Source organism: Streptococcus sp. CF8_St5-11 (assembly GCF_024295625.1).
Taxonomy (GTDB): domain Bacteria; phylum Bacillota; class Bacilli; order Lactobacillales; family Streptococcaceae; genus Streptococcus.
This window is the reverse complement of the sequence record NZ_JANCOJ010000001.1, coordinates 77,676-95,876: the sequence shown is the minus strand read 5'-3', so window position 1 is coordinate 95,876 and position 18,201 is coordinate 77,676. Positions and strand designations below refer to the sequence as shown.

At 42.5% G+C, this 18,201-nt stretch carries 20 protein-coding genes; 18 read left to right on the top strand and 2 right to left on the bottom strand.

Translation table 11 applies throughout. The features are described from left to right. Positions 1–30 precede the first annotated feature (30 nt). Entirely contained in the window at positions 31–774 is a 744-nt protein-coding gene (locus NMM13_RS00515) for an ABC transporter ATP-binding protein (protein WP_014713507.1), read from the top strand. Next, positions 764–2,410: a hypothetical protein gene (locus NMM13_RS00510; protein ID WP_023918402.1), complete on the top strand. Its 1,647-nt coding sequence runs from the start codon at positions 764–766 to the stop codon at positions 2,408–2,410. Before NMM13_RS00515 ends, NMM13_RS00510 begins: the two co-directional genes overlap by 11 nt. A gap of 193 nt (positions 2,411–2,603) precedes the next feature. On the opposite strand, the gene NMM13_RS00505 is transcribed toward NMM13_RS00510, so the two are convergent. Continuing rightward, complete coding sequence (locus NMM13_RS00505) at positions 2,604–3,446, bottom strand: DegV family protein (RefSeq protein ID WP_254726844.1); 843 nt, start codon at positions 3,444–3,446, stop codon at positions 2,604–2,606. 129 nt (positions 3,447–3,575) lie between these two features. Here NMM13_RS00505 and NMM13_RS00500 point away from each other — a divergent pair, with 129 nt between their 5' ends. From NMM13_RS00500 to NMM13_RS00490, 3 genes are all read left to right on the top strand, one after another. Continuing rightward, positions 3,576–4,145: a TetR/AcrR family transcriptional regulator gene (locus tag NMM13_RS00500; protein WP_037599347.1), complete on the top strand. Its 570-nt coding sequence runs from the start codon at positions 3,576–3,578 to the stop codon at positions 4,143–4,145. A 99-nt stretch (positions 4,146–4,244) separates the two neighbouring features. Further along, positions 4,245–4,817, top strand: coding sequence for an HD domain-containing protein (locus tag NMM13_RS00495; protein ID WP_023918398.1), 573 nt, complete (start codon positions 4,245–4,247; stop codon positions 4,815–4,817). A 49-nt stretch (positions 4,818–4,866) separates the two neighbouring features. Further along, positions 4,867–5,712 (top strand): CPBP family intramembrane glutamic endopeptidase, encoded by an 846-nt coding sequence (locus NMM13_RS00490; protein WP_049492035.1) that lies wholly within the window; start codon positions 4,867–4,869, stop codon positions 5,710–5,712. 260 nt (positions 5,713–5,972) lie between these two features. Here NMM13_RS00490 and NMM13_RS00485 read toward each other — a convergent pair whose 3' ends face one another. Beyond that, on the bottom strand, positions 5,973–6,851 hold the full coding sequence (locus tag NMM13_RS00485) for a polysaccharide deacetylase family protein (protein WP_254726843.1): 879 nt from the start codon (positions 6,849–6,851) through the stop codon (positions 5,973–5,975). Between the two features lie 175 nt (positions 6,852–7,026). Here NMM13_RS00485 and NMM13_RS00480 point away from each other — a divergent pair, with 175 nt between their 5' ends. The 13 genes from NMM13_RS00480 (at position 7,027) to NMM13_RS00420 (ending at position 18,092) form a co-directional block, all read left to right on the top strand. Continuing rightward, a complete protein-coding gene (locus NMM13_RS00480; protein ID WP_254726841.1) occupies positions 7,027–8,313 on the top strand; it encodes a homoserine dehydrogenase in 1,287 nt (428 codons plus the stop codon). A gap of 2 nt (positions 8,314–8,315) precedes the next feature. Continuing rightward, on the top strand, positions 8,316–9,182 hold the full coding sequence (gene thrB, locus NMM13_RS00475; protein WP_254726840.1) for a homoserine kinase: 867 nt from the start codon (positions 8,316–8,318) through the stop codon (positions 9,180–9,182). A gap of 83 nt (positions 9,183–9,265) precedes the next feature. Beyond that, the gene (locus tag NMM13_RS00470; RefSeq protein ID WP_368077067.1) at positions 9,266–10,246 is read left to right on the top strand and encodes a hypothetical protein; all 981 of its coding nucleotides are present in this window, start codon (positions 9,266–9,268) and stop codon (positions 10,244–10,246) included. A 119-nt stretch (positions 10,247–10,365) separates the two neighbouring features. Beyond that, positions 10,366–11,262: a UDP-N-acetylmuramate dehydrogenase gene (gene murB / locus NMM13_RS00465; protein ID WP_254726837.1), complete on the top strand. Its 897-nt coding sequence runs from the start codon at positions 10,366–10,368 to the stop codon at positions 11,260–11,262. A 208-nt stretch (positions 11,263–11,470) separates the two neighbouring features. Further along, entirely contained in the window at positions 11,471–12,628 is a 1,158-nt protein-coding gene (locus tag NMM13_RS00460) for an ABC transporter ATP-binding protein (RefSeq protein WP_045759571.1), read from the top strand. Continuing rightward, positions 12,609–13,415 carry an ABC transporter permease gene (locus NMM13_RS00455; protein ID WP_003011144.1) on the top strand — a complete coding sequence of 269 codons (807 nt, stop codon included), beginning with the start codon at positions 12,609–12,611 and terminating at the stop codon, positions 13,413–13,415. Before NMM13_RS00460 ends, NMM13_RS00455 begins: the two co-directional genes overlap by 20 nt. Then, on the top strand, positions 13,412–14,185 hold the full coding sequence (locus tag NMM13_RS00450) for an ABC transporter permease (protein WP_003002847.1): 774 nt from the start codon (positions 13,412–13,414) through the stop codon (positions 14,183–14,185). Before NMM13_RS00455 ends, NMM13_RS00450 begins: the two co-directional genes overlap by 4 nt. Next, on the top strand, positions 14,182–15,252 hold the full coding sequence (locus NMM13_RS00445) for a PotD/PotF family extracellular solute-binding protein (RefSeq protein WP_049484027.1): 1,071 nt from the start codon (positions 14,182–14,184) through the stop codon (positions 15,250–15,252). Before NMM13_RS00450 ends, NMM13_RS00445 begins: the two co-directional genes overlap by 4 nt. A gap of 447 nt (positions 15,253–15,699) precedes the next feature. Continuing rightward, a complete protein-coding gene (locus tag NMM13_RS00440) occupies positions 15,700–16,143 on the top strand; it encodes a hypothetical protein (protein ID WP_193389742.1) in 444 nt (147 codons plus the stop codon). A gap of 49 nt (positions 16,144–16,192) precedes the next feature. Then, complete coding sequence (locus tag NMM13_RS00435; RefSeq protein ID WP_049492021.1) at positions 16,193–16,624, top strand: hypothetical protein; 432 nt, start codon at positions 16,193–16,195, stop codon at positions 16,622–16,624. 59 nt (positions 16,625–16,683) lie between these two features. Continuing rightward, positions 16,684–17,145 carry a hypothetical protein gene (locus tag NMM13_RS00430; protein WP_049492059.1) on the top strand — a complete coding sequence of 154 codons (462 nt, stop codon included), beginning with the start codon at positions 16,684–16,686 and terminating at the stop codon, positions 17,143–17,145. Positions 17,146–17,188: 43 nt separating this feature from the next. After that, positions 17,189–17,614, top strand: coding sequence for a lipoprotein BUG3 (locus NMM13_RS00425; RefSeq protein ID WP_254726835.1), 426 nt, complete (start codon positions 17,189–17,191; stop codon positions 17,612–17,614). A gap of 34 nt (positions 17,615–17,648) precedes the next feature. Next, positions 17,649–18,092 carry a hypothetical protein gene (locus NMM13_RS00420; protein ID WP_049492014.1) on the top strand — a complete coding sequence of 148 codons (444 nt, stop codon included), beginning with the start codon at positions 17,649–17,651 and terminating at the stop codon, positions 18,090–18,092. The last annotated feature ends 109 nt before the right edge of the window (positions 18,093–18,201 follow it).

The following is an 18,201-nucleotide window of genomic DNA, read 5'->3' as shown; positions in this document are numbered from 1 at the left end:
GTCCCAATGAGGATCCATTAGGGAGTTAACATGATTACATTTCACGGAGTTACCAAAGATTACGATGGGCACATTGCCCTCAACCACTTGGATCTGACCATCGAAGATGGACAAATTGTCGGCTTGATTGGCCACAACGGAGCTGGAAAGTCAACGACGATTAAGAGCCTGGTCAGTGTCATCACCCCAACTACTGGATCAATTGAAGTGGATGGTCAGGACCTCTATAGCCATCGGCTGGCGATCAAAAAGAAGATCGGTTATGTAGCGGATTCACCAGATCTTTTCTTGCGCCTCACAGCCAATGAATTCTGGGAGTTGGTTGCGACCTCTTATGATATGAGTCAGAAAGACTGTGATCAACGCTTGGAAGAGCTTCTTACGATCTTTGATTTTCAGAGCCACCGCTATGAAGTGATTGAATCCTTTTCACATGGGATGCGCCAGAAGGTCTTTGTCATTGCAGCCCTCTTGTCGGATCCAGATATCTGGGTCTTGGACGAACCCATGACCGGTTTGGATCCACAGGCTTCTTACGATTTAAAACAAATGATGCGCCAACATGCGGATCGCGGCAAGACGGTTATTTTCTCTACCCACGTATTAGAAGTGGCCGAACAACTCTGTGATAAGATCGCCATTCTCAAAAAAGGTAATCTCATCTTCTATGGGACGATCGAGGAATTGAAGGGCCAACATCCCGAACAAAGTCTGGAAAGTATCTATCTCAGCCTAGCGGGGCGGAAGGAAGAAGGTGGCGATCATGCGTCTTAAGATCATCCAACAGCTGGTCAATGTCAATATCATCTATGCTAGTCAGCCGGCCCAGATCGCAAAATTACGCGCCAAACAGGCTAAAAAACCGGACGTCAAACTCAATGTTGCCCGCAGATCGGTGCTCAACTACCTCTTTTTAGGATTGGTCTATTTCCTCATATTTGGCTTGCTCTTTAGTATCTATGATTTTGTCCATCAGCCAGCCTTCTTTGTCAATATGGTGGCCCTCTTTTCCTTGATGACCATTTCCCAAGGCTTTATGAGTTTTTACAATGTCTTTTATGAAAGCAAGGACCTCCAGTTTTACCGGCCCTATGCTTTCTCAGATGCGGAAGTCATTGCTGGAAAAAGTATCTCGGTCATCCTGACCCTTCTCATGGCTATCCTTCCATTGATCAGCTATTTTTTGATCCTGCCTGTCCAAGCAGGCGGCTTCAATCCGTTAGGGATCCTGCTAGGCCTCTTTTGTGCCGTGATTCTCTTAGGCGTTCTCTTTTTAGCGACGATTTTACTAGCTCATTTGATCACTAAGACCCTTTTTTTCAAAAAACACACGACCCTGGTCTCCAACATCATGGTCGGAATTGGTTCTCTTCTGAGCCTAGGAGCTTATCTCTATCTGAATCTAGTCCAAACCCATCGGGTAGAGGTGTCGGGTGGAGCGGATATTCCCATTCTATTTCCACCTTTTACAGCCTTTCATCAGTTTATCCTCCATCCTTTTGATGGTGGAGCGATCCTTGGCCTTCTGGGCTGGATAGCGGTGCTTTTGGTCTTGATCGGCCTGGTTCGCAAAATCGTGATCCCACAATTCTATGATGCAGCCCTTGCGGTTGCGACCAACCAAACCGTCAAAGAGCGCGTGAAAGCCATCCATGTGGGCCAGAAAGACTCCTTTAGACAGTTTGTCATTCAGTATCATCGCAGACTCTTGAGCGATGGAACCCTTATGGTGCAAGTCCTATTGATGATGAGTATTCTGCCATATATTTTCCTCCTCAGTGGAGCAGCAGGAGCATCAAAAAATATAGGAGGCCTCAGTCCTTACTTGACACCCCAGTATCTGGTACCACTGACCCTTGTTGCCATCTTGATCGGTGTTTTCAATAGTTTTGGAGGCTTGACCAGTATCGGTATTTCGCTAGAGCGCGAAAACTTTGAATACTTGAGATCCCTCCCTGTTGATTTCAAACGCTATCTCTTTATGAAGTTTTGGTTGCTCTATCTGGTGCAATCCATCCTTCCTGTCATTCTTCTAGTTGGCGTTTGTCTCTATTTTGGCGTCCATCCCTTGGCTATCCTTGCCATGTTACTGATCTGGGTTGTAACGACCATTCCGATCTGCATCCGAGACTATGTCAAAGATTTTCAGAACTTTAGCACCAATTGGACCAATATCACAGAGTTGATGACCCGTCATCGTGGGAATGCAGTTCTTCAGTCTATCCTCTTGATTGTCTTTCTCTTTGTGATGTTTCTCCTGATCATTGTCAGCTTCATTTGGACCTATCATTCCGTCAGCACCCTGCTGGCTGTGATCCTTTATAGTGTCATCCTGCTAATCGGAGCTGGGATCAGCTATACCATTTACCGCAAAAAAATCCGTACCCTCTACCAAGAGATCGGAGAATAAAAAAAGAGAGTGGGACAGAAATCGGTCATTCGTTAGAATTCAATTTCGTCGTCCCACCTCCGCACAGTTGAGTAGGGCTGTAAAGCTGATGAAATCAGTGTAGTAGAGCCCACTCAACCACTGCGTCTTGCTCGACAATCCAAAAACAAATGAGAGGCTAGGACTTTTGTCCTAGCCTCTTTTTAGTGGTAACTTAAATTTCATACCCCATGAGGAGGCCGCCTTCTTCGGCGTAGAAACTACAAAGTCCAGAAGTAGGAAGGACTTCGATCATTGCATGGGCAAATTTTTCACGAACCAATGCAGAGAATTGCTCAATAAATATTTCATTGTTGCGGTGGGCGATGGTGATATGACCGCCAGCATAACCCGCCTTGATCAATTCATCAAAAGCAGCTTTGATCGCTTTCTTTTGGCCCCGTGCTTTTTGAAGCAGCTCAAGGGTACCCGTCTTACTAGCTTCCCCGACCATACGGATATTGAGGAGTCCGACAACAGTCCCGATCAATTTGCTGAGACGCCCATTTTTGACCAGATTATCAACCTTGGCCAAAACAAAGAGCAACTTCGTCTTAGACTGGTAGGTCGTGATCACATCGACTACTTGATCAAAATCGAGGCCTTCAGCGACCAACTGATTGAGCTTGCGAACGATCAGGTCCACCTCACCCCCAGCTGACAAGCTATTAATGACGTGGATATTGGTATTCGGATGCTCTTCTAGATAAATCTTCTTGGCCACCTCAGCACTATTGTAGCTACCTGAAAGGGTTCCAGTGATGGTCACAACGACGATATTTTCAGCTCCTTCAAAGGACTTCATATAATCATCGGGACTCGGACAGGCAGACTTAGAAGCAGTCGTAGTCGCATACATCTCTTCCATCATCTGATCGATATTGAGTTGGACATCATCTGTGTAGATAGTTTCTCCCACTTGGATGGTCAGTGGGACACTGACAAACTCCGTATCTGGTGCCAGGTTGTCCAAAGAGCGGTAGTCACAGCCTGAATCCGCAATAATTTTCCATTTCATCAGTTCATACCTCATAATTGTATAAAAATGTACATTGACAAGTAGTTTGTCTTCTTTTACAATTATATCATGAAGTACCATGCTATCCAAGCAGATAACATCAGGTGAGACAGATAGAAAGTAAATGTTATGGCAGAAAGAAAAATATCCGAGAAATCCTTGGAAAATCTCAAACGATTTAACCAAGAAAACAATGCGATTACACGAGAATCCATCGAAATCTCTCTCCTGCAACTATTGGAGAAAAAAGATCTGAAAAAGATCACCATCTCTGAGCTGGTTCAGCGTGCTGGGGTCTCTCGCGCGGCCTTTTACCGCAATTATGGATCAAAAGAAGAGATTCTTGAGTCTATCTTTCAATCTAGTATCGCAAAAATTACCAAGTCTTTAGATGGCTACAACCTCAAGACAGATCTCTACCAAGTCTGGGTCTATCTTTTTAAGGAAGTTAAGAAAGAAGCTAAGATTATCAGCCTGGCCATTGATTACAATTTTGAACGGCTCTTGACCAAGGCAGTCTATGACTTTTTAGAAAAACGAAATGGCAGCTCATCAAATGGCGCTGGCAGCTACCTCAATTCCTTCTGGAGCTCAGCCATTGTCTCTGTCATCTCCAAATGGATCAAGGATGGCATGAAGATTCCCGCTGAGAAAATCGCGACCCTAGGCCTTCCTCTCTTCCCACAAAAGAAGAAGTAAGAACCACCGATAGGTGGTTTTAAAGTAAACTGCCCCTCTCCATAACTAGCCCAAATGAATAGATAGAACTATACATAGATTATTCAAAGGACAAGAACGATGATGGAAGAACGAATTCTTGCTGCTAAGCAGTATGTGAAAACCTTATTTGCTGATCGAGCGGATGGCCATGATGTAGAGCATACCCTCCGCGTCTATACTAATGCTATGAGAATCGCACAAGCAGAAGGGCCATGTGATCTGGAGATAGTGGGCTTGTCAGCTCTTCTTCACGATGCTGATGATGATAAATTGTTTCAAACAGAGAATCATGCGAATGCTCGTAAGTTTCTAGAAGAGATCGGTACTCCTAAAAACCAAATCGAGCAGATTTGTCGGGTAATCAATGCTGTTTCTTTCAGCAAAAATCGCGGTAAACATCCAGAAACCTTAGAAGGCAAGATTGTCCAGGATGCAGACCGGCTCGATGCGATAGGAGCTGTAGGAATTGCGCGAACTTTTTCCTATGGTGGCCACAAAGGGAGACCCCTTACTGATACCGTCCAACATTTCCACGACAAGTTGCTCCTCTTAAAAGATGAAATGAACACGGAGACTGCCAAACAAATGGCAGAAAGTCGCCATCAATTTTTAATCACCTTTCTAAAAGAACTAGAGAAGGAATTGGACTGAGTGAAATATTGAAATTAACTTTTATAAAAGACTTATTTGAAAGAAAGATATGCTAAATCAACTAATAAAGAAACCTATTTTAAGTTGTTCAATTATATTTGTTATCTGCTCAGTAGCAAGGCTATTCGAATACTTGTATATGAGGACAGATGATACTTTTTTATCGGAGAATTTTCTACACAAACTTTTTGGAATACTTTTATTGTGGGGAATTCTTTCAATTAGCAAATTAAGATGGATAGATATTGGTTTTACACCTAATGGAATTATAAGAGGTATAGGAAATGGCCTGCTCTTTGGTTTAGTGTGCTCCATCTTTGCATATACAGTTGAGTGTATTGTTCTCTTGTTTCTTCATGGCAATGTTCACTTATCGTTTTATGCCAGTGGTTTTTCCTTAACAAACGAAAAAGGATCACAAGCAGGTATCTTGTTTATCATGTTAAGTATCTTATTTAACCTGATAAACGTGTGGATGGAAGAAGGAGTTTTTCGTGGCCTTTTCACCAAAATTCTTGAAGGGATTTCTTACCGTAAGAGTCTATTCTTTATAGCCTTCCTATTTGGAATATGGCACTTGGCAATGCCGTTCAGAGATTATCTTCAAGGAGAATCGTCACTCTTAAATCTTATTACCATGGGGATTGGCTATGTTATCCTAGCGGGAATGATGAGCATCAAATGGTCCTTACTTTACAAAATGACAGGTTCCTTGTGGCTAGGACTAGGAGATCATCTTTTCAACAATCTTGCTTCAAATCTGGTCCATGTTGTCTCAAATTCTGAATCAGATAGCTTGCAGATAGTAAGAATTATTCTTTGGCAGTTGTTGTCATTTGCAATTGTTTTGAGCATTTATAAAAGAAAGTCAAAGACTATAGCAAATCAATGTTGAAGCTCTTTTAAAAATTTTTGAATCCTATTACAGTTTATGAATCAACGATAAAAAATTTTTTATAAGTAACTCTAACAAAAGAGGCTGGGACAAAAGTCCTAGCCTCTCAATTATTTTTGGATTGTCGAGCAAGACGCAGTGGTTGAGTGGGCTCTACTACGCTGATTTCATCAGCTTTTACAGCCCTACTCAACTGTGCGGAGGTGGGACGACGAAATCGAATTCTAACGAATTACCGATTTCTGTCCCACTCTCTTTCTTTATTCTTGGATCATGGCTAGGAGATCCTCTCCTGTAGTGGTTGGAAGGATCCGGACTCGTTTGAGGGAATAGAGTCCATCAGCGGAGCTGGCTAGTCCATTTTTAGTGGTGAGGCCTAGTTTGTAGTCAGCTTTCTTGGCTTGGTCGATCGTGACCTGGCTGTAGCGACCGGATGGGTAGACGATAACGCTGGTATTTTGATCCAGCACCTTATCTAGCAGGCGTTTAGAAGCAACTAGCTCATTCTTTTGGGTCTCAAGACTGGAATTGGCTAGGTCTGGATGATTGACCGTATGGCTTTCAAAGGTCAAGCCAGCATGTTTCATCTCTTTGATTTGGTCAAAGGTCAGGACATTTTCTTTTTCCTTTTGGGTAAAGTCCGTGATGATATTATTGGTGGCGGTCATCTTGTACTTCTTAAGAAGCGGATAGACGATAGTATAGAAATCTTCGACGCCATCATCAAAGGTCAGCCAGACAAATTTCTTTCCTTTGGGTACTTCGTTCTTGACGAGGATGCGATAGGCTTCCCCAGGTGTCAGGGTGTAGTAACCCGCTTTTTTTAGGGCCTTTAGTTGGCTTTCAAAGGTTTCTGGATCAACGATCAAATTAGCATTGGCAGCTTCAGACTCGGCCATATTGTGCACGGAGTGGTACATGAGGATGGGCAGTTTGACCGGCTTTTTCACCCGAGTCCACTCGATAGAGGAGCTACCTTCTTCGAGAGAACGCGTCATGGCAGTGCCACTGGTATTCCCCTCATTCGGCTGAGTGATCCGCTTGATCAGAAGAAAGCTACAAATAAAGATACAGACCAGTAGGAGGGCATTGATTCCAAGTAGGGCTTTGATTTTTTTAGGTACTCTTCGTTTACTCATAGTGTCACCGTTTTCATTATTTTCTTTATTGTACCACAAATTCTAGGTTCTTTTCCAGAACTTGCTACAGGCAGATCCTGTCATGAAAATTCAGAATTTTTAAGGCAATTGGCTGTCAAACGCTCAAGTTTTTGTTATAATGGAGCTACTATAGAAAATTCAAGGAGTCAATAGGATGTCTGTTAAGATTGCCTTACTAGGATTTGGTACTGTTGCAAGTGGCGTACCATTTTTATTAAAAGAAAACCATGAAAAAATCACCCAGGCAGCTCAAGATGAAATCGAGATCGCCAAGGTCTTGGTTCGAGATGATGCTGAGAAGGAAAAATTACAAGCTGCTGGTCATGACTACAACTTTGTGACCAATGTCGATGAGATCATTGAAGACAAGGACATTGCCATCGTGGTTGAATTGATGGGCCGGATTGAGCCAGCTAAGACCTTTATCACCCGTGCTCTTGAAGCAGGGAAGCACGTGGTTTCTGCTAACAAAGACCTTCTTGCCGTTCATGGAAGCGAGTTGCTAGAGATTGCTAAAAAACACCAAGTGGCTCTTTATTATGAAGCTGCCGTAGCTGGTGGGATCCCAATCCTTCGGACCTTGGTGAATTCCCTTGCTTCCGACAAGGTGACCAAAGTGCTCGGGGTGGTCAATGGAACCTCTAACTTCATGATGACCAAAATGGTCGAAGAAGGCTGGACTTATGAGGATGCTTTAGCAGAAGCGCAACGTCTTGGTTACGCTGAAAGTGATCCAACCAACGACGTTGAAGGAATCGATGCTGCATACAAGATGGTGATCTTGAGCCAGTTCGCTTTTGGGATGAATATCCAATTTGACCAAGTAGGTCACAAAGGAATTAGCCAGATCACTCCTCAAGATGTATCGGTTGCTCAAAGCCTTGGATATGTCATTAAGCTGGTCGGATCTATCGTTGAAACAGAGTCAGGGATCGCAGCAGAAGTGACACCAACCTTCCTTCCAAAACAACACCCACTCGCTGGTGTGAACGATGTCATGAATGCGGTCTATGTGGAATCCATCGGGATTGGTGAGTCTATGTACTACGGACCAGGTGCTGGTCAAAAACCAACTGCGACCAGTGTTGTAGCCGACCTCGTTCGCATTGTCCGTCGTCTAAAAGAAGGAACGATCGGCAAAGCCTTCAATGAATACAGCCGTCCTCTTCAATTGGCTAAGCCTGAAGATGTGAAAAATAACTATTATTTCTCAATCAAGGCACCAGATGCGACTGGTCAAATCTTGCGTCTTGCGGAAATCTTTAATGCAGAAGGAGCTTCCTTCAAGCAAATCCTCCAAGAAGACTCAGATGGTCAATTTGCAAGTGTCGTCATCATTACCCACCAAGTCAACCAAACACAATTCAAGAACTTGGTTGAAAAATTGGATTCAGAGGCGAATTTCGAACTTTTGAATACCTTTAAAGTCTTGGGAGAATAAGCATGAGAATTATTGTTCCAGCAACCAGTGCCAATGTAGGGCCAGGATTTGATTCTGTTGGGATTGCCGTGACTCGCTATTTGACCATTGAAGTCCTTGAACCAGCAGATGCTTGGTTGATTGAGCATGATCTAGGAGCAGGGATTCCGACAGATGAGAAAAACCTCTTGCTCTCAACAGCTCTTTCTATCTCAACTGATATGCAGCCCCATCGAATCAAGATGACCAGTCAAGTGCCTTTGGCGCGTGGTCTTGGATCTTCTAGCTCGGTCATTGTCGCAGGGATTGAATTAGCCAACCAATTAGCCAACCTCAAGCTATCAGACGCTGAGAAATTACGCATCGCGACCGAGATCGAAGGTCATCCGGATAATGTAGCTCCAGCTATCTTTGGAAATATGGTCATTGCGAGCTACATCGGTGAAGATGTCCAATATGTCACGGCTGACTTCCCAAGCTGTGACCTTGTGGCCTTTGTACCGAGCTACCAATTGAAGACCAGTGATAGTCGCAATGTCCTACCGAAAGAATGGTCTTATAAGGAAGCTGTTGCAGCTAGTAGTGTAGCCAATGTCGCTATCGCAGCTCTCCTCAAGGGAGATTTGCTGACGGCTGGTCGCTCCATCGAGTCAGATCATTTCCACGAACGCTACCGTCAATCTCTTGTCAAAGAGTTCCCTCAGGTCAAAGAAGTAGCGCATGCGCATGGGGCATACGCCACCTATCTGTCAGGAGCAGGTCCAACGATCATGAACCTTTTGGCACCAGAGCATACAGCAGCCTTTGTAGCAGCTCTCGCTGCACTTGGGCTAGATGGTCAGATTTTCCAACTTAAAATCGACATATTTGGCGTTCGTGTCGAGAAATAAGACTGAATGTAACACAATTGAAAAAAGGATGTATACTTTTGTATATGTCCTTTTTGCTTCTCCTATGGTAGAATGGAAACTGTATGGGGAAAAGCTCAAGCTTTCCCGAAAATCTAGGGGGAAACATGAAACCAGAATATTTATATAGTATTGCTACCGATCTTGGTCTGCAATTTGATGGCGAAGCTCGTGTGATGTACGGGGAGCGTGAAGGCTTCCTGTTAGTCATTGAAGGAACGGAAACCAAAAATGTTTTTAACATTTCATTTAGTGCTAAGCAAGGATCAGAGGGCGACTTAATCGAAGACGGTGAGATTCTTTGGAATGAATTAAAAGAACAATCAAAAGCCATTAATGCCATCTCTTTTGATGGTTACTTGACCTCGATCGTCGTCAAAGGTGGGATGACCAAAGGGAAGGCTGTCGAAACCTTATGGACAGCTATCCAAGATATTGTTGATTTCTTACTCAACCACCAATTTGTGCAAGTGAATGCGGAGACGGGTGAGGAAGAACCGATCGGCCTCTATCAAATCGGTGATGCCATCTTTTTAATCGATGATGCAACCTTTAGAGCCTACCAAGCAGAAGTGCAAGACACGGTGGAGGCTTATGAAGCGCGGGAAGAAAACTTCCTCTTAGGAATTGTAGGGGCCGTGATCGGTGTGATCATCGGTGGAGCCGTTGCCCTCTTAGTAGCGCGTCTCGGCTATGTGTCTGTTTTGGCAGGTGCAGCCCTCGGTTTTTGTACCATCAAGGGTTATGAGATTCTTGGTAAAAAATTGACTAAAAAAGGTGTGGTAGTTTCAGCAATTTTGATGGTCTTGACCGTCTTTTTGGTCAACCAATTAGATTATACTTTGGCGCTTATGAGTGAACTGGATTTGCCATTTGGTATGACCTGGACGCTTCTCAATGAAGCGACATTCCAAGGGGACGTCCCAGAAAACTTTTACTTGAATCTAGGCTTGCTAGCTGTCTTTACTCTTGGTGGTGCTTGGATTTCAGTCAAATCAGCTCTGGATGGACAAAAGAATCGTACCATCGCACGTAAAATTGCATAATAAATGGTAAAAGGAAGGCCTGAATACTATGGGCCTTCTTTTGTTTTTTAGGGTCGAAAAATAGTCAAAAATTTGGTATAATAGTTTGTATTTTATATAGAGAGAGAACAGATAGAAAGATGATTGAAGAAATGAATCAAATTCTTGAAGGGATTGATATCCGTTTTCAAGAACCATTAAAACATTATACCTATACAAAGGTTGGGGGAAATGCTGAATTTCTAGCCTTTCCTCGCAACCAATACGAATTAAAACGCATTGTACGCTTTGCGAACCAGGAGAATATTCCATGGATGGTCCTGGGGAATTCTTCTAATATTATTGTCCGAGATGGGGGCATACCGGGATTTGTCATTATGTTTGATCGCTTGCGAGATATCAGTGTGGATGGTTATGTGGTCGAAGCAGAAGCAGGGGCTAAACTCATCGACACCACCCATGTGGCCTTGCACCATAGTTTGAAAGGCTTCGAGTTTGCTAGTGGCATTCCAGGCAGTGTTGGTGGTGCTGTCTTTATGAATGCGGGAGCCTACGGAGGAGAGATTGCTCATGTCCTTGTATCCTGTAAGGTCTTGACCAAGGAAGGGGAAATTGAAACTCTGTCAGCGGGTGAACTAGCTTTCGGTTACCGTCATTCTAAGATTCAAGAGACAGGTGCTGTCGTCATCTCTGCCAAATTTGCTTTGTCTCCAGGCAATCACGAGCAAATCAAACAGGAGATGGAGCGTTTGACCCATCTTCGTCAGTTGAAACAACCCCTTGAATACCCTTCTTGTGGCTCAGTCTTTAAGCGTCCTGTCGGTCATTTTGCAGGTCAATTGATCAGCGAAGCAGGTCTGAAAGGCTATCGAATTGGTGGTGTGGAAGTTTCTGAAAAGCATGCTGGCTTTATGGTCAATGTGGACAATGGAACAGCCAAGGACTACGAAGACCTGATCGCCCATGTCATTGAGGCAGTAGAAGCTCACTCAGGCGTCCGTTTAGAACCAGAAGTTCGCATTATCGGCCAAGCCTAAGAACGTTAGTATTGAAGAACAATTGATAGTGTAAACATCGATAGCATCAGTCGGAAAGGGGGTGAGTGCCTATCGATACCGTAAATAGGTGGGGCAGTCTAGTAAGTCCCCGAGAGGTATTGGTGGTCTGACAGGTCTTCCTGTCAGCCGCTGCGTTTTCGTTTGAAAAGCAGTTTGGTAATCGTAGTAAAGAAGGAATTTATGTGAATTGAAAAAACCAATTATTGAGTTTAAAAATGTTACAAAGGTCTTTGAAGATAGCGGAACCGTTGTCCTAAAGGATATCAATTTTGAATTGGAAGAAGGGAAGTTCTATACCCTGCTCGGTGCATCTGGATCAGGAAAATCGACCATCCTTAATATCATTGCCGGTCTTTTAGATGCTAGCTCTGGAGATGTCTACCTTGATGGGGAACGGATCAATGATGTCCCTACCAACAAGCGGGATGTCCACACCGTCTTTCAGTCCTATGCCCTGTTTCCGCATATGACGGTCTTTGAAAATGTGGCTTTTCCCCTTCGTTTGAAAAAGCTGGACAAGGCTGAGATCGAACGTCGGGTTTCAGAAGTATTGAAAATGGTCCAGTTAGCAGGATTTGAAAAACGCTCGATCCAAAAATTATCGGGTGGTCAACGCCAGCGGGTAGCTATTGCACGGGCTATTATCAATGAACCACGAGTAGTCCTTTTAGATGAGCCTTTGTCTGCACTTGACTTGAAACTTCGGACAGACATGCAGTATGAGTTGCGGGAATTGCAACAACGCTTGGGCATTACCTTTGTCTTTGTTACCCACGACCAAGAAGAAGCCCTTGCCATGAGTGACTGGATCTTTGTCATGAATGAAGGAGAGATCGTCCAATCTGGTACACCGGTTGATATCTATGATGAACCGATCAACCACTTTGTAGCGACTTTTATCGGGGAGTCCAACATCCTAGATGGTCGCATGATCGAGGACTACTTGGTTGAGTTCAATGGCAAACGCTTTGAAGCCGTCGATGGAGGGATGCGTCCAAATGAACCAGTTGAAGTCGTCATTCGTCCAGAAGACTTGCAAATCACCCTTCCTGAAGAAGGCAAGCTCCAAGTGAAGGTGGACACCCAGCTCTTCCGTGGTGTGCATTACGAGATCATCGCCTATGATGATTTGGGTAATGAGTGGATGATTCACTCCACTCGTAAGGCCATTGTGGGAGAAGTCATCGGGCTAGACTTTGAACCAGAAGATATCCACGTTATGCGTCTCAATGAAACCGAGGAAGAATTCGATGCGCGGATCGAAGAGTACGTTGAAGTGGAAGAGCAAGAAGCTGGTTTGATTAATGCCATTGAGGAGGAAAGAGATGAAGAAAACAACCTCTAATCTATTTATCCTCCCCTATTTCTTGTGGATTTTTCTCTTTGTCTTGGCTCCTGTAGTCATGATCATCTTTCAATCGTTTTTCAACGTTGAAGGGCAGTTTTCACTTGAAAACTACAAAGAGTTCTTTACTTCGCAAAATCTGACCTATTTAAAGATGAGTTTTAATTCGGTCCTTTATGCCGGAATTGTCACCCTGGTGACGCTCTTGATCTCCTATCCGACTGCTTACTTTTTGACGCTGCTCAAACACCGGCAGTTGTGGTTGATGTTGATCGTCTTGCCAACCTGGGTCAATCTCTTGCTCAAGGCCTATGCCTTTATCGGAATCTTTGGGCAAAACGGCTCCATCAATAGCTTTTTGAGCTTTCTCGGAGTCGCTCCCCAGCAGATCCTCTTTACCGATTTCTCCTTTATCTTTGTAGCCAGCTACATCGAGTTGCCGTTTATGATTTTGCCGATCTTTAATGTCTTAGATGACTTGGATCCAAACTTGATCAATGCCAGCTATGATTTGGGAGCCAATCGTTGGGATACCTTCCGTCATGTGGTCTTCCCCTTGTCCATGAATGGAGTCCGCTCAGGTGTGCAGTCTGTCTTTATTCCTAGTCTGAGTCTCTTCATGTTGACACGGATGATCGGTGGAAATCGCGTCATTACCTTAGGGACTGCGATTGAACAGCACTTCCTAACAACACAAAACTGGGGAATGGGTTCTACCATCGGAGTTGTTCTGATCCTTGCTATGCTCTTTACCATGTGGGCAACGAGAGAAAGGAGAGAACGATGAAAAAAGTATCTCATTTCTATCTAGGCTTCGTCTTTCTGATCCTCTATCTTCCAATCTTCTATTTGATCTTTTATGCTTTCAATAAAGGGGGAGATATGAATGCCTTCACAGGCTTCACGCTTGAGCATTTCAATGAATTGTTCGCAGATAGTCGCCTGATGCTGATCTTATCAGAGACCTTCCTCTTGGCCTTCTTGTCAGCCTTGATTGCGACGGTGATCGGAACCTTTGGAGCCATTTATATCTACCAATCCAAGAAAAAGTTAGAAGGACCTTTGCTCTCCATCAATAACATTCTCATGGTAGCACCAGACGTTATGATTGGGGCCAGCTTCTTGATTCTCTTTACGACGGTGAAGTACCAGCTAGGTTTCCTATCTGTTCTGGCTAGCCACGTGGCCTTCTCGATTCCCATTGTGGTCTTGATGGTCTTGCCACGTCTCAAGGAAATGAACCGGGATATGGTTAATGCTGCCTATGACTTGGGAGCTACTCAAGTGCAAATGCTCAAAGAGATCATGTTGCCGTATCTGACACCAGCCATCATTGCGGGCTACTTTATGGCCTTTACCTATTCGCTTGATGACTTCGCCGTGACCTTCTTTGTAACTGGAAATGGCTTTACAACCTTGTCTGTAGAGATCTACTCACGTGCCCGTCAAGGAATTTCCCTCAGTATCAATGCCTTGTCTGCCCTTGTCTTTCTCTTTAGTGTGCTCTTGGTCATCGGTTACTACTTTATTACTCGTGAAAAGGAGGAAGCAGCATGAAAAAACTTTATTCATTCCTAACTGGGATTGTCCTTGTCATTCTGGTCCTCTGGGGAATTAGCCACCAGATCGAAGCGAGCATGAATACCAAAAATAGTGACAAGCTGGTCATCTACAACTGGGGAGATTATATCGATCCAGACTTGCTCAAGGAATTCACCAAAGAAACAGGGATTCAGGTGCAATATGATACCTTTGATTCCAACGAAGCCATGTACACTAAGATCAAGCAAGGTGGAACTACCTACGATATTGCGATACCTAGTGAATACATGATTGCCAAGATGATGGATGAACATCTGGTTGAAAAGTTGGACCAATCCAAGATCAAAGGGATGGAAAATATCGATCCAAAACTCTTGAACCAATCGTTTGATCCGGGTAACCAATATTCAGTACCTTATTTCTGGGGTACCTTGGGGATTATCTACAATACCAAGATGGTCAAAAATGCTCCGGAACATTGGTCAGATCTCTGGCGTGAAGAGTACAGAAATGACATCATGATGTACGATGGTGCGCGTGAGGTCATGGGAATTGGTCTCAATACCTTGGGCTATAGCCTCAATGAAAAGGATCCAAAGAAATTGCAAGAGGCAGTAGATAAACTCTACACCTTGACACCCAACATCAAAGCTTTGGTGGCCGATGAGATGAAAGGCTATATGATCCAAAACAATGCAGCTATTGGGGTTACTTTCTCAGGAGAAGCCAGCCAAATGCTGGATGCCAATAAGGATCTTCGCTATGTCGTACCAACTGAAGCCAGCAACCTTTGGTTTGATAACATTGTCATTCCAAAAACCGTGAAAAATAAAGAAGCAGCATATGCCTTTATTAACTTCATGCTTCGTCCTAAAAATGCTTTGAAAAATGCTCTTTATGTCGGCTACTCAACGCCAAATAAAAAAGCCAAAGCCATGTTGCCAAAAGAAATCCAAGATGACCAATCCTTCTATCCAAGCGATGAAACACTGGACCATTTGGAAGTCTATCAACAATTAGGCAAGAAGTTGCTTGGAGTCTATAACGATCTTTACCTTCAGGTCAAGATGTATCGGAAATAACACAAAAGGAACCTTCGGGTTCCTTTTTGATTGAAGATAAACTCCTCTTAGAAACTTTCCTTAAGTGAGTACGGACGTTAGGTGAAATTATCCAGTGGATGATTTCAGCAATCCAGGAAGTTCCATGACTTAGTTTTGAACCTAAAGTTTCAAAACTCCCGAGTGCTAGAAACAATGGTGTTTCTAGCACTTTTCTCACAGCGGAAAGTTTCATTATATATTTAGATACTCTACAAAAATGCAACATTTGAATTCTTAGCATCACTTAGGTTGTTATTTGTAAAAAAGGATTACCTATATTCTAGAAGAACCCCGAAAGTTCTTTTATGATTGCTGCATATAGTCTCTAACTAGTGAGTTAGATTGAGATTCAAATGAAAGATGCTATAATAGTAAGGAAAGTGACTGTCCCATTCAGTCATGAAAGGAAGGATTGGAGAAGAAGAGATGAAGAGACGACTGGAACTATTTTTGATTATTCTGTTACCGATCCTAGGACTGGTTTTTCTTGGCGGAAAAATCATGAATCTGACCAAAAGACCAGAACAGAAGATAACAACCACTTCTTCAAAGAAAGTCGTACAAAAATCAGAAGAAGAAATAAAAAAAGAACAAGAAGCATATCTCAAAGAGCATGAGCAAGAAATCGTCGATTTTGTAAAGTCTCAAAATCCAAAAATTGAGTCAGTTCAGATTAATTGGGATGAAACTCAGAAGAGTGATGGTGGACTTACAACTCCCGAATATTATATGAATGTTTTTGGGCGAATTAATAATATCGAGAACTCAGGATGGGGAGTGGATATTCCAATTAATGATGATCAGTCAATTAACATGCGAGAAATGTTTATGCTCCATGAACCTACGATTGGCGGAAAGCCAATTTCCTAATCAAGTACAATACGTTTTGAAAATGAACTGTGTTAGAGAAAGTTACCCCATGGAAAAACGAACGATATTTAAATTAATCACTACATTAGCTCTCCTTGCAAGTATAGGAGGATGTACCATAAAATCAAAAGAGCAAACAAAACAAGCACCCATTGCAACCCCTTCGACAACCAAGGAAGACAAAAAAACCATTAAACAAAAACAGCTCACATATCTGAAAGAACACGAGCAAGAGATGACAGCCTATGTTAAAGCTCATAATGCTAACATTACGCAGGTGTCTTATGACTGGGACAGTATTAAAACAGTTGTAGGAGGTAATGGAACGCCTCAGGGAGGTGACGAAATACTATTAGTTTATGGTTATGCCAATGGAAGTGATCTAACAAATTTTAGCCTGAATTTTACGTTAGACGAAAATAAAATGCCTAAAATAGATTCAATTGGTTCAGACAATTTGTATCGGGTAGAAAAGAAATGATCCGTCCGTTAGACAATGAGAGATGCAATAGAGGAATCACTTTTAAACGAAATAAAATTATGAGAAAACAAATAAACAATTTGATAATCGCACTTGCTTTCATTTCAACACTTGGATGTCTAGTAGGATGTGTGAAGAAAGAACGTGAAAAGAGCAGACAAGCGCAGACTGTCACCTCTTCAACCACAAAAGAAGATAAAGAAGCCATTAAACAAAAGCAGCTAGCCTATTTGAAAGAACATGAAAAAGAAATTGTTGATTTTGTGAAAGCTCAAAATCCAAAAGTCGAATCCGTTCAGATTGATTGGAACAGTATGCAAATTGAAGAGTCTGGAAACGGAACGCCTCAGGGTGGTGGATACAATTTATCTATTTCTGGTCAGATTAATCAATTAAAAAACACAAAATTCTCCGTTGATTTTTACCTAGAAGATCAAAATAGCATACCAACTATCAAAAAAATGGGCATGCTTAATGATATCTATATCGAGGAAAATGGTGGCTGGAAAATTTTTTCTTAAGTAAATAGAAGTAAAAGTGTTATGAGGAAACAAGAAAATTAAAATGAAATGTACACTTAAGTTATTAGCTTTAATGTTTATTTTCACAAGCATTGGAGGTTGTAGTGTAAAACAAAAAGCTCATACAAAACAAGTACAAACTGCAACCTCTTCCTCCACAAAAGAAGATATAGAAGTGATCAAACAAAAACAACTTGTTTATCTCAAAGAGCACGAGCAAGAAATCGTCAATTTTGTGAAATCGAAGAGTTCAAAGGTTGATTCTGTTCAGATTTATTGGGACGAAACGCAATGGATTGATGGTGGAAATGGGACCCTACAAGGTGGAGATGAGGTCATAGAAATTTTTGGTACCGTCAATCAACTTGAAGATTCAGGATGGAGGGTGGATGTCGTATTTGATTCTGATCAAAAGATGACATTTAGTATGGGCCATAATATTAGTATTAAGGGTGATTATATTGAGTAAGAACTGGAAGATTCAAAGTCTGTAAGGAGGATTTATGAAGAGACAAATGGAACTATTTTTGATCATTTTGTTACCGATCCTAGGACTGGTTTTTCTTGGAGGAAAAATCATGACCCTGACCAAAAGACCTGAACAGAAGATAACGACCCCATCTTCAAAGAAAGTCGTACAAAAACCAGAAGGAGACATAAAAAAAGAACAACTGGACTACCTAAAAGAACACGAACAGAAGGTTATTGATTTAGTCAAAGCACAAAATTCAAAAGTTGAATCCGTTCAGATTGATTGGGATCAGACACAATGGAGTGATGGTGGGCTTACAACTCCCGAATATTATATGAATGTTTATGGACGTATAAATCATATTGAAGAATCGGGTTGGGGAGTAGATATCCCAATTAATGAGGACAATACATTGAATCTAGATGAGATGTATATAGGATCCGACATTGATATAGGGGGGAGATTACTTGAGTAATTGGATCAAATCTAGGAAGAGCGTTCAAAGCTCAAGTGGGAGTACGACAATGAGATAGATGCTTTCTATATAAATCAGAAAAAGCTGGCATCGAAAGCCAAAAAAAAAT

What these genes read in the sequence shown, in the direction of transcription:
- NMM13_RS00515 (WP_014713507.1), top strand. Translation starts at nt 31, where the DNA reads ATGATTACATTTCACGGAGTTACCAAAGATTACGATGGGCACATTGCC.
- NMM13_RS00510 (WP_023918402.1), top strand. Translation starts at nt 764, where the DNA reads ATGCGTCTTAAGATCATCCAACAGCTGGTCAATGTCAATATCATCTAT.
- NMM13_RS00505 (WP_254726844.1), bottom strand. Translation starts at nt 3,446, where the DNA reads ATGAAATGGAAAATTATTGCGGATTCAGGCTGTGACTACCGCTCTTTG.
- NMM13_RS00500 (WP_037599347.1), top strand. Translation starts at nt 3,576, where the DNA reads ATGGCAGAAAGAAAAATATCCGAGAAATCCTTGGAAAATCTCAAACGA.
- NMM13_RS00495 (WP_023918398.1), top strand. Translation starts at nt 4,245, where the DNA reads ATGATGGAAGAACGAATTCTTGCTGCTAAGCAGTATGTGAAAACCTTA.
- NMM13_RS00490 (WP_049492035.1), top strand. Translation starts at nt 4,867, where the DNA reads ATGCTAAATCAACTAATAAAGAAACCTATTTTAAGTTGTTCAATTATA.
- NMM13_RS00485 (WP_254726843.1), bottom strand. Translation starts at nt 6,851, where the DNA reads ATGAGTAAACGAAGAGTACCTAAAAAAATCAAAGCCCTACTTGGAATC.
- NMM13_RS00480 (WP_254726841.1), top strand. Translation starts at nt 7,027, where the DNA reads ATGTCTGTTAAGATTGCCTTACTAGGATTTGGTACTGTTGCAAGTGGC.
- thrB (WP_254726840.1), top strand. Translation starts at nt 8,316, where the DNA reads ATGAGAATTATTGTTCCAGCAACCAGTGCCAATGTAGGGCCAGGATTT.
- NMM13_RS00470 (WP_368077067.1), top strand. Translation starts at nt 9,266, where the DNA reads ATGGGGAAAAGCTCAAGCTTTCCCGAAAATCTAGGGGGAAACATGAAA.
- murB (WP_254726837.1), top strand. Translation starts at nt 10,366, where the DNA reads ATGATTGAAGAAATGAATCAAATTCTTGAAGGGATTGATATCCGTTTT.
- NMM13_RS00455 (WP_003011144.1), top strand. Translation starts at nt 12,609, where the DNA reads ATGAAGAAAACAACCTCTAATCTATTTATCCTCCCCTATTTCTTGTGG.
- NMM13_RS00450 (WP_003002847.1), top strand. Translation starts at nt 13,412, where the DNA reads ATGAAAAAAGTATCTCATTTCTATCTAGGCTTCGTCTTTCTGATCCTC.
- NMM13_RS00445 (WP_049484027.1), top strand. Translation starts at nt 14,182, where the DNA reads ATGAAAAAACTTTATTCATTCCTAACTGGGATTGTCCTTGTCATTCTG.
- NMM13_RS00440 (WP_193389742.1), top strand. Translation starts at nt 15,700, where the DNA reads ATGAAGAGACGACTGGAACTATTTTTGATTATTCTGTTACCGATCCTA.
- NMM13_RS00435 (WP_049492021.1), top strand. Translation starts at nt 16,193, where the DNA reads ATGGAAAAACGAACGATATTTAAATTAATCACTACATTAGCTCTCCTT.
- NMM13_RS00430 (WP_049492059.1), top strand. Translation starts at nt 16,684, where the DNA reads ATGAGAAAACAAATAAACAATTTGATAATCGCACTTGCTTTCATTTCA.
- NMM13_RS00425 (WP_254726835.1), top strand. Translation starts at nt 17,189, where the DNA reads ATGAAATGTACACTTAAGTTATTAGCTTTAATGTTTATTTTCACAAGC.
- NMM13_RS00420 (WP_049492014.1), top strand. Translation starts at nt 17,649, where the DNA reads ATGAAGAGACAAATGGAACTATTTTTGATCATTTTGTTACCGATCCTA.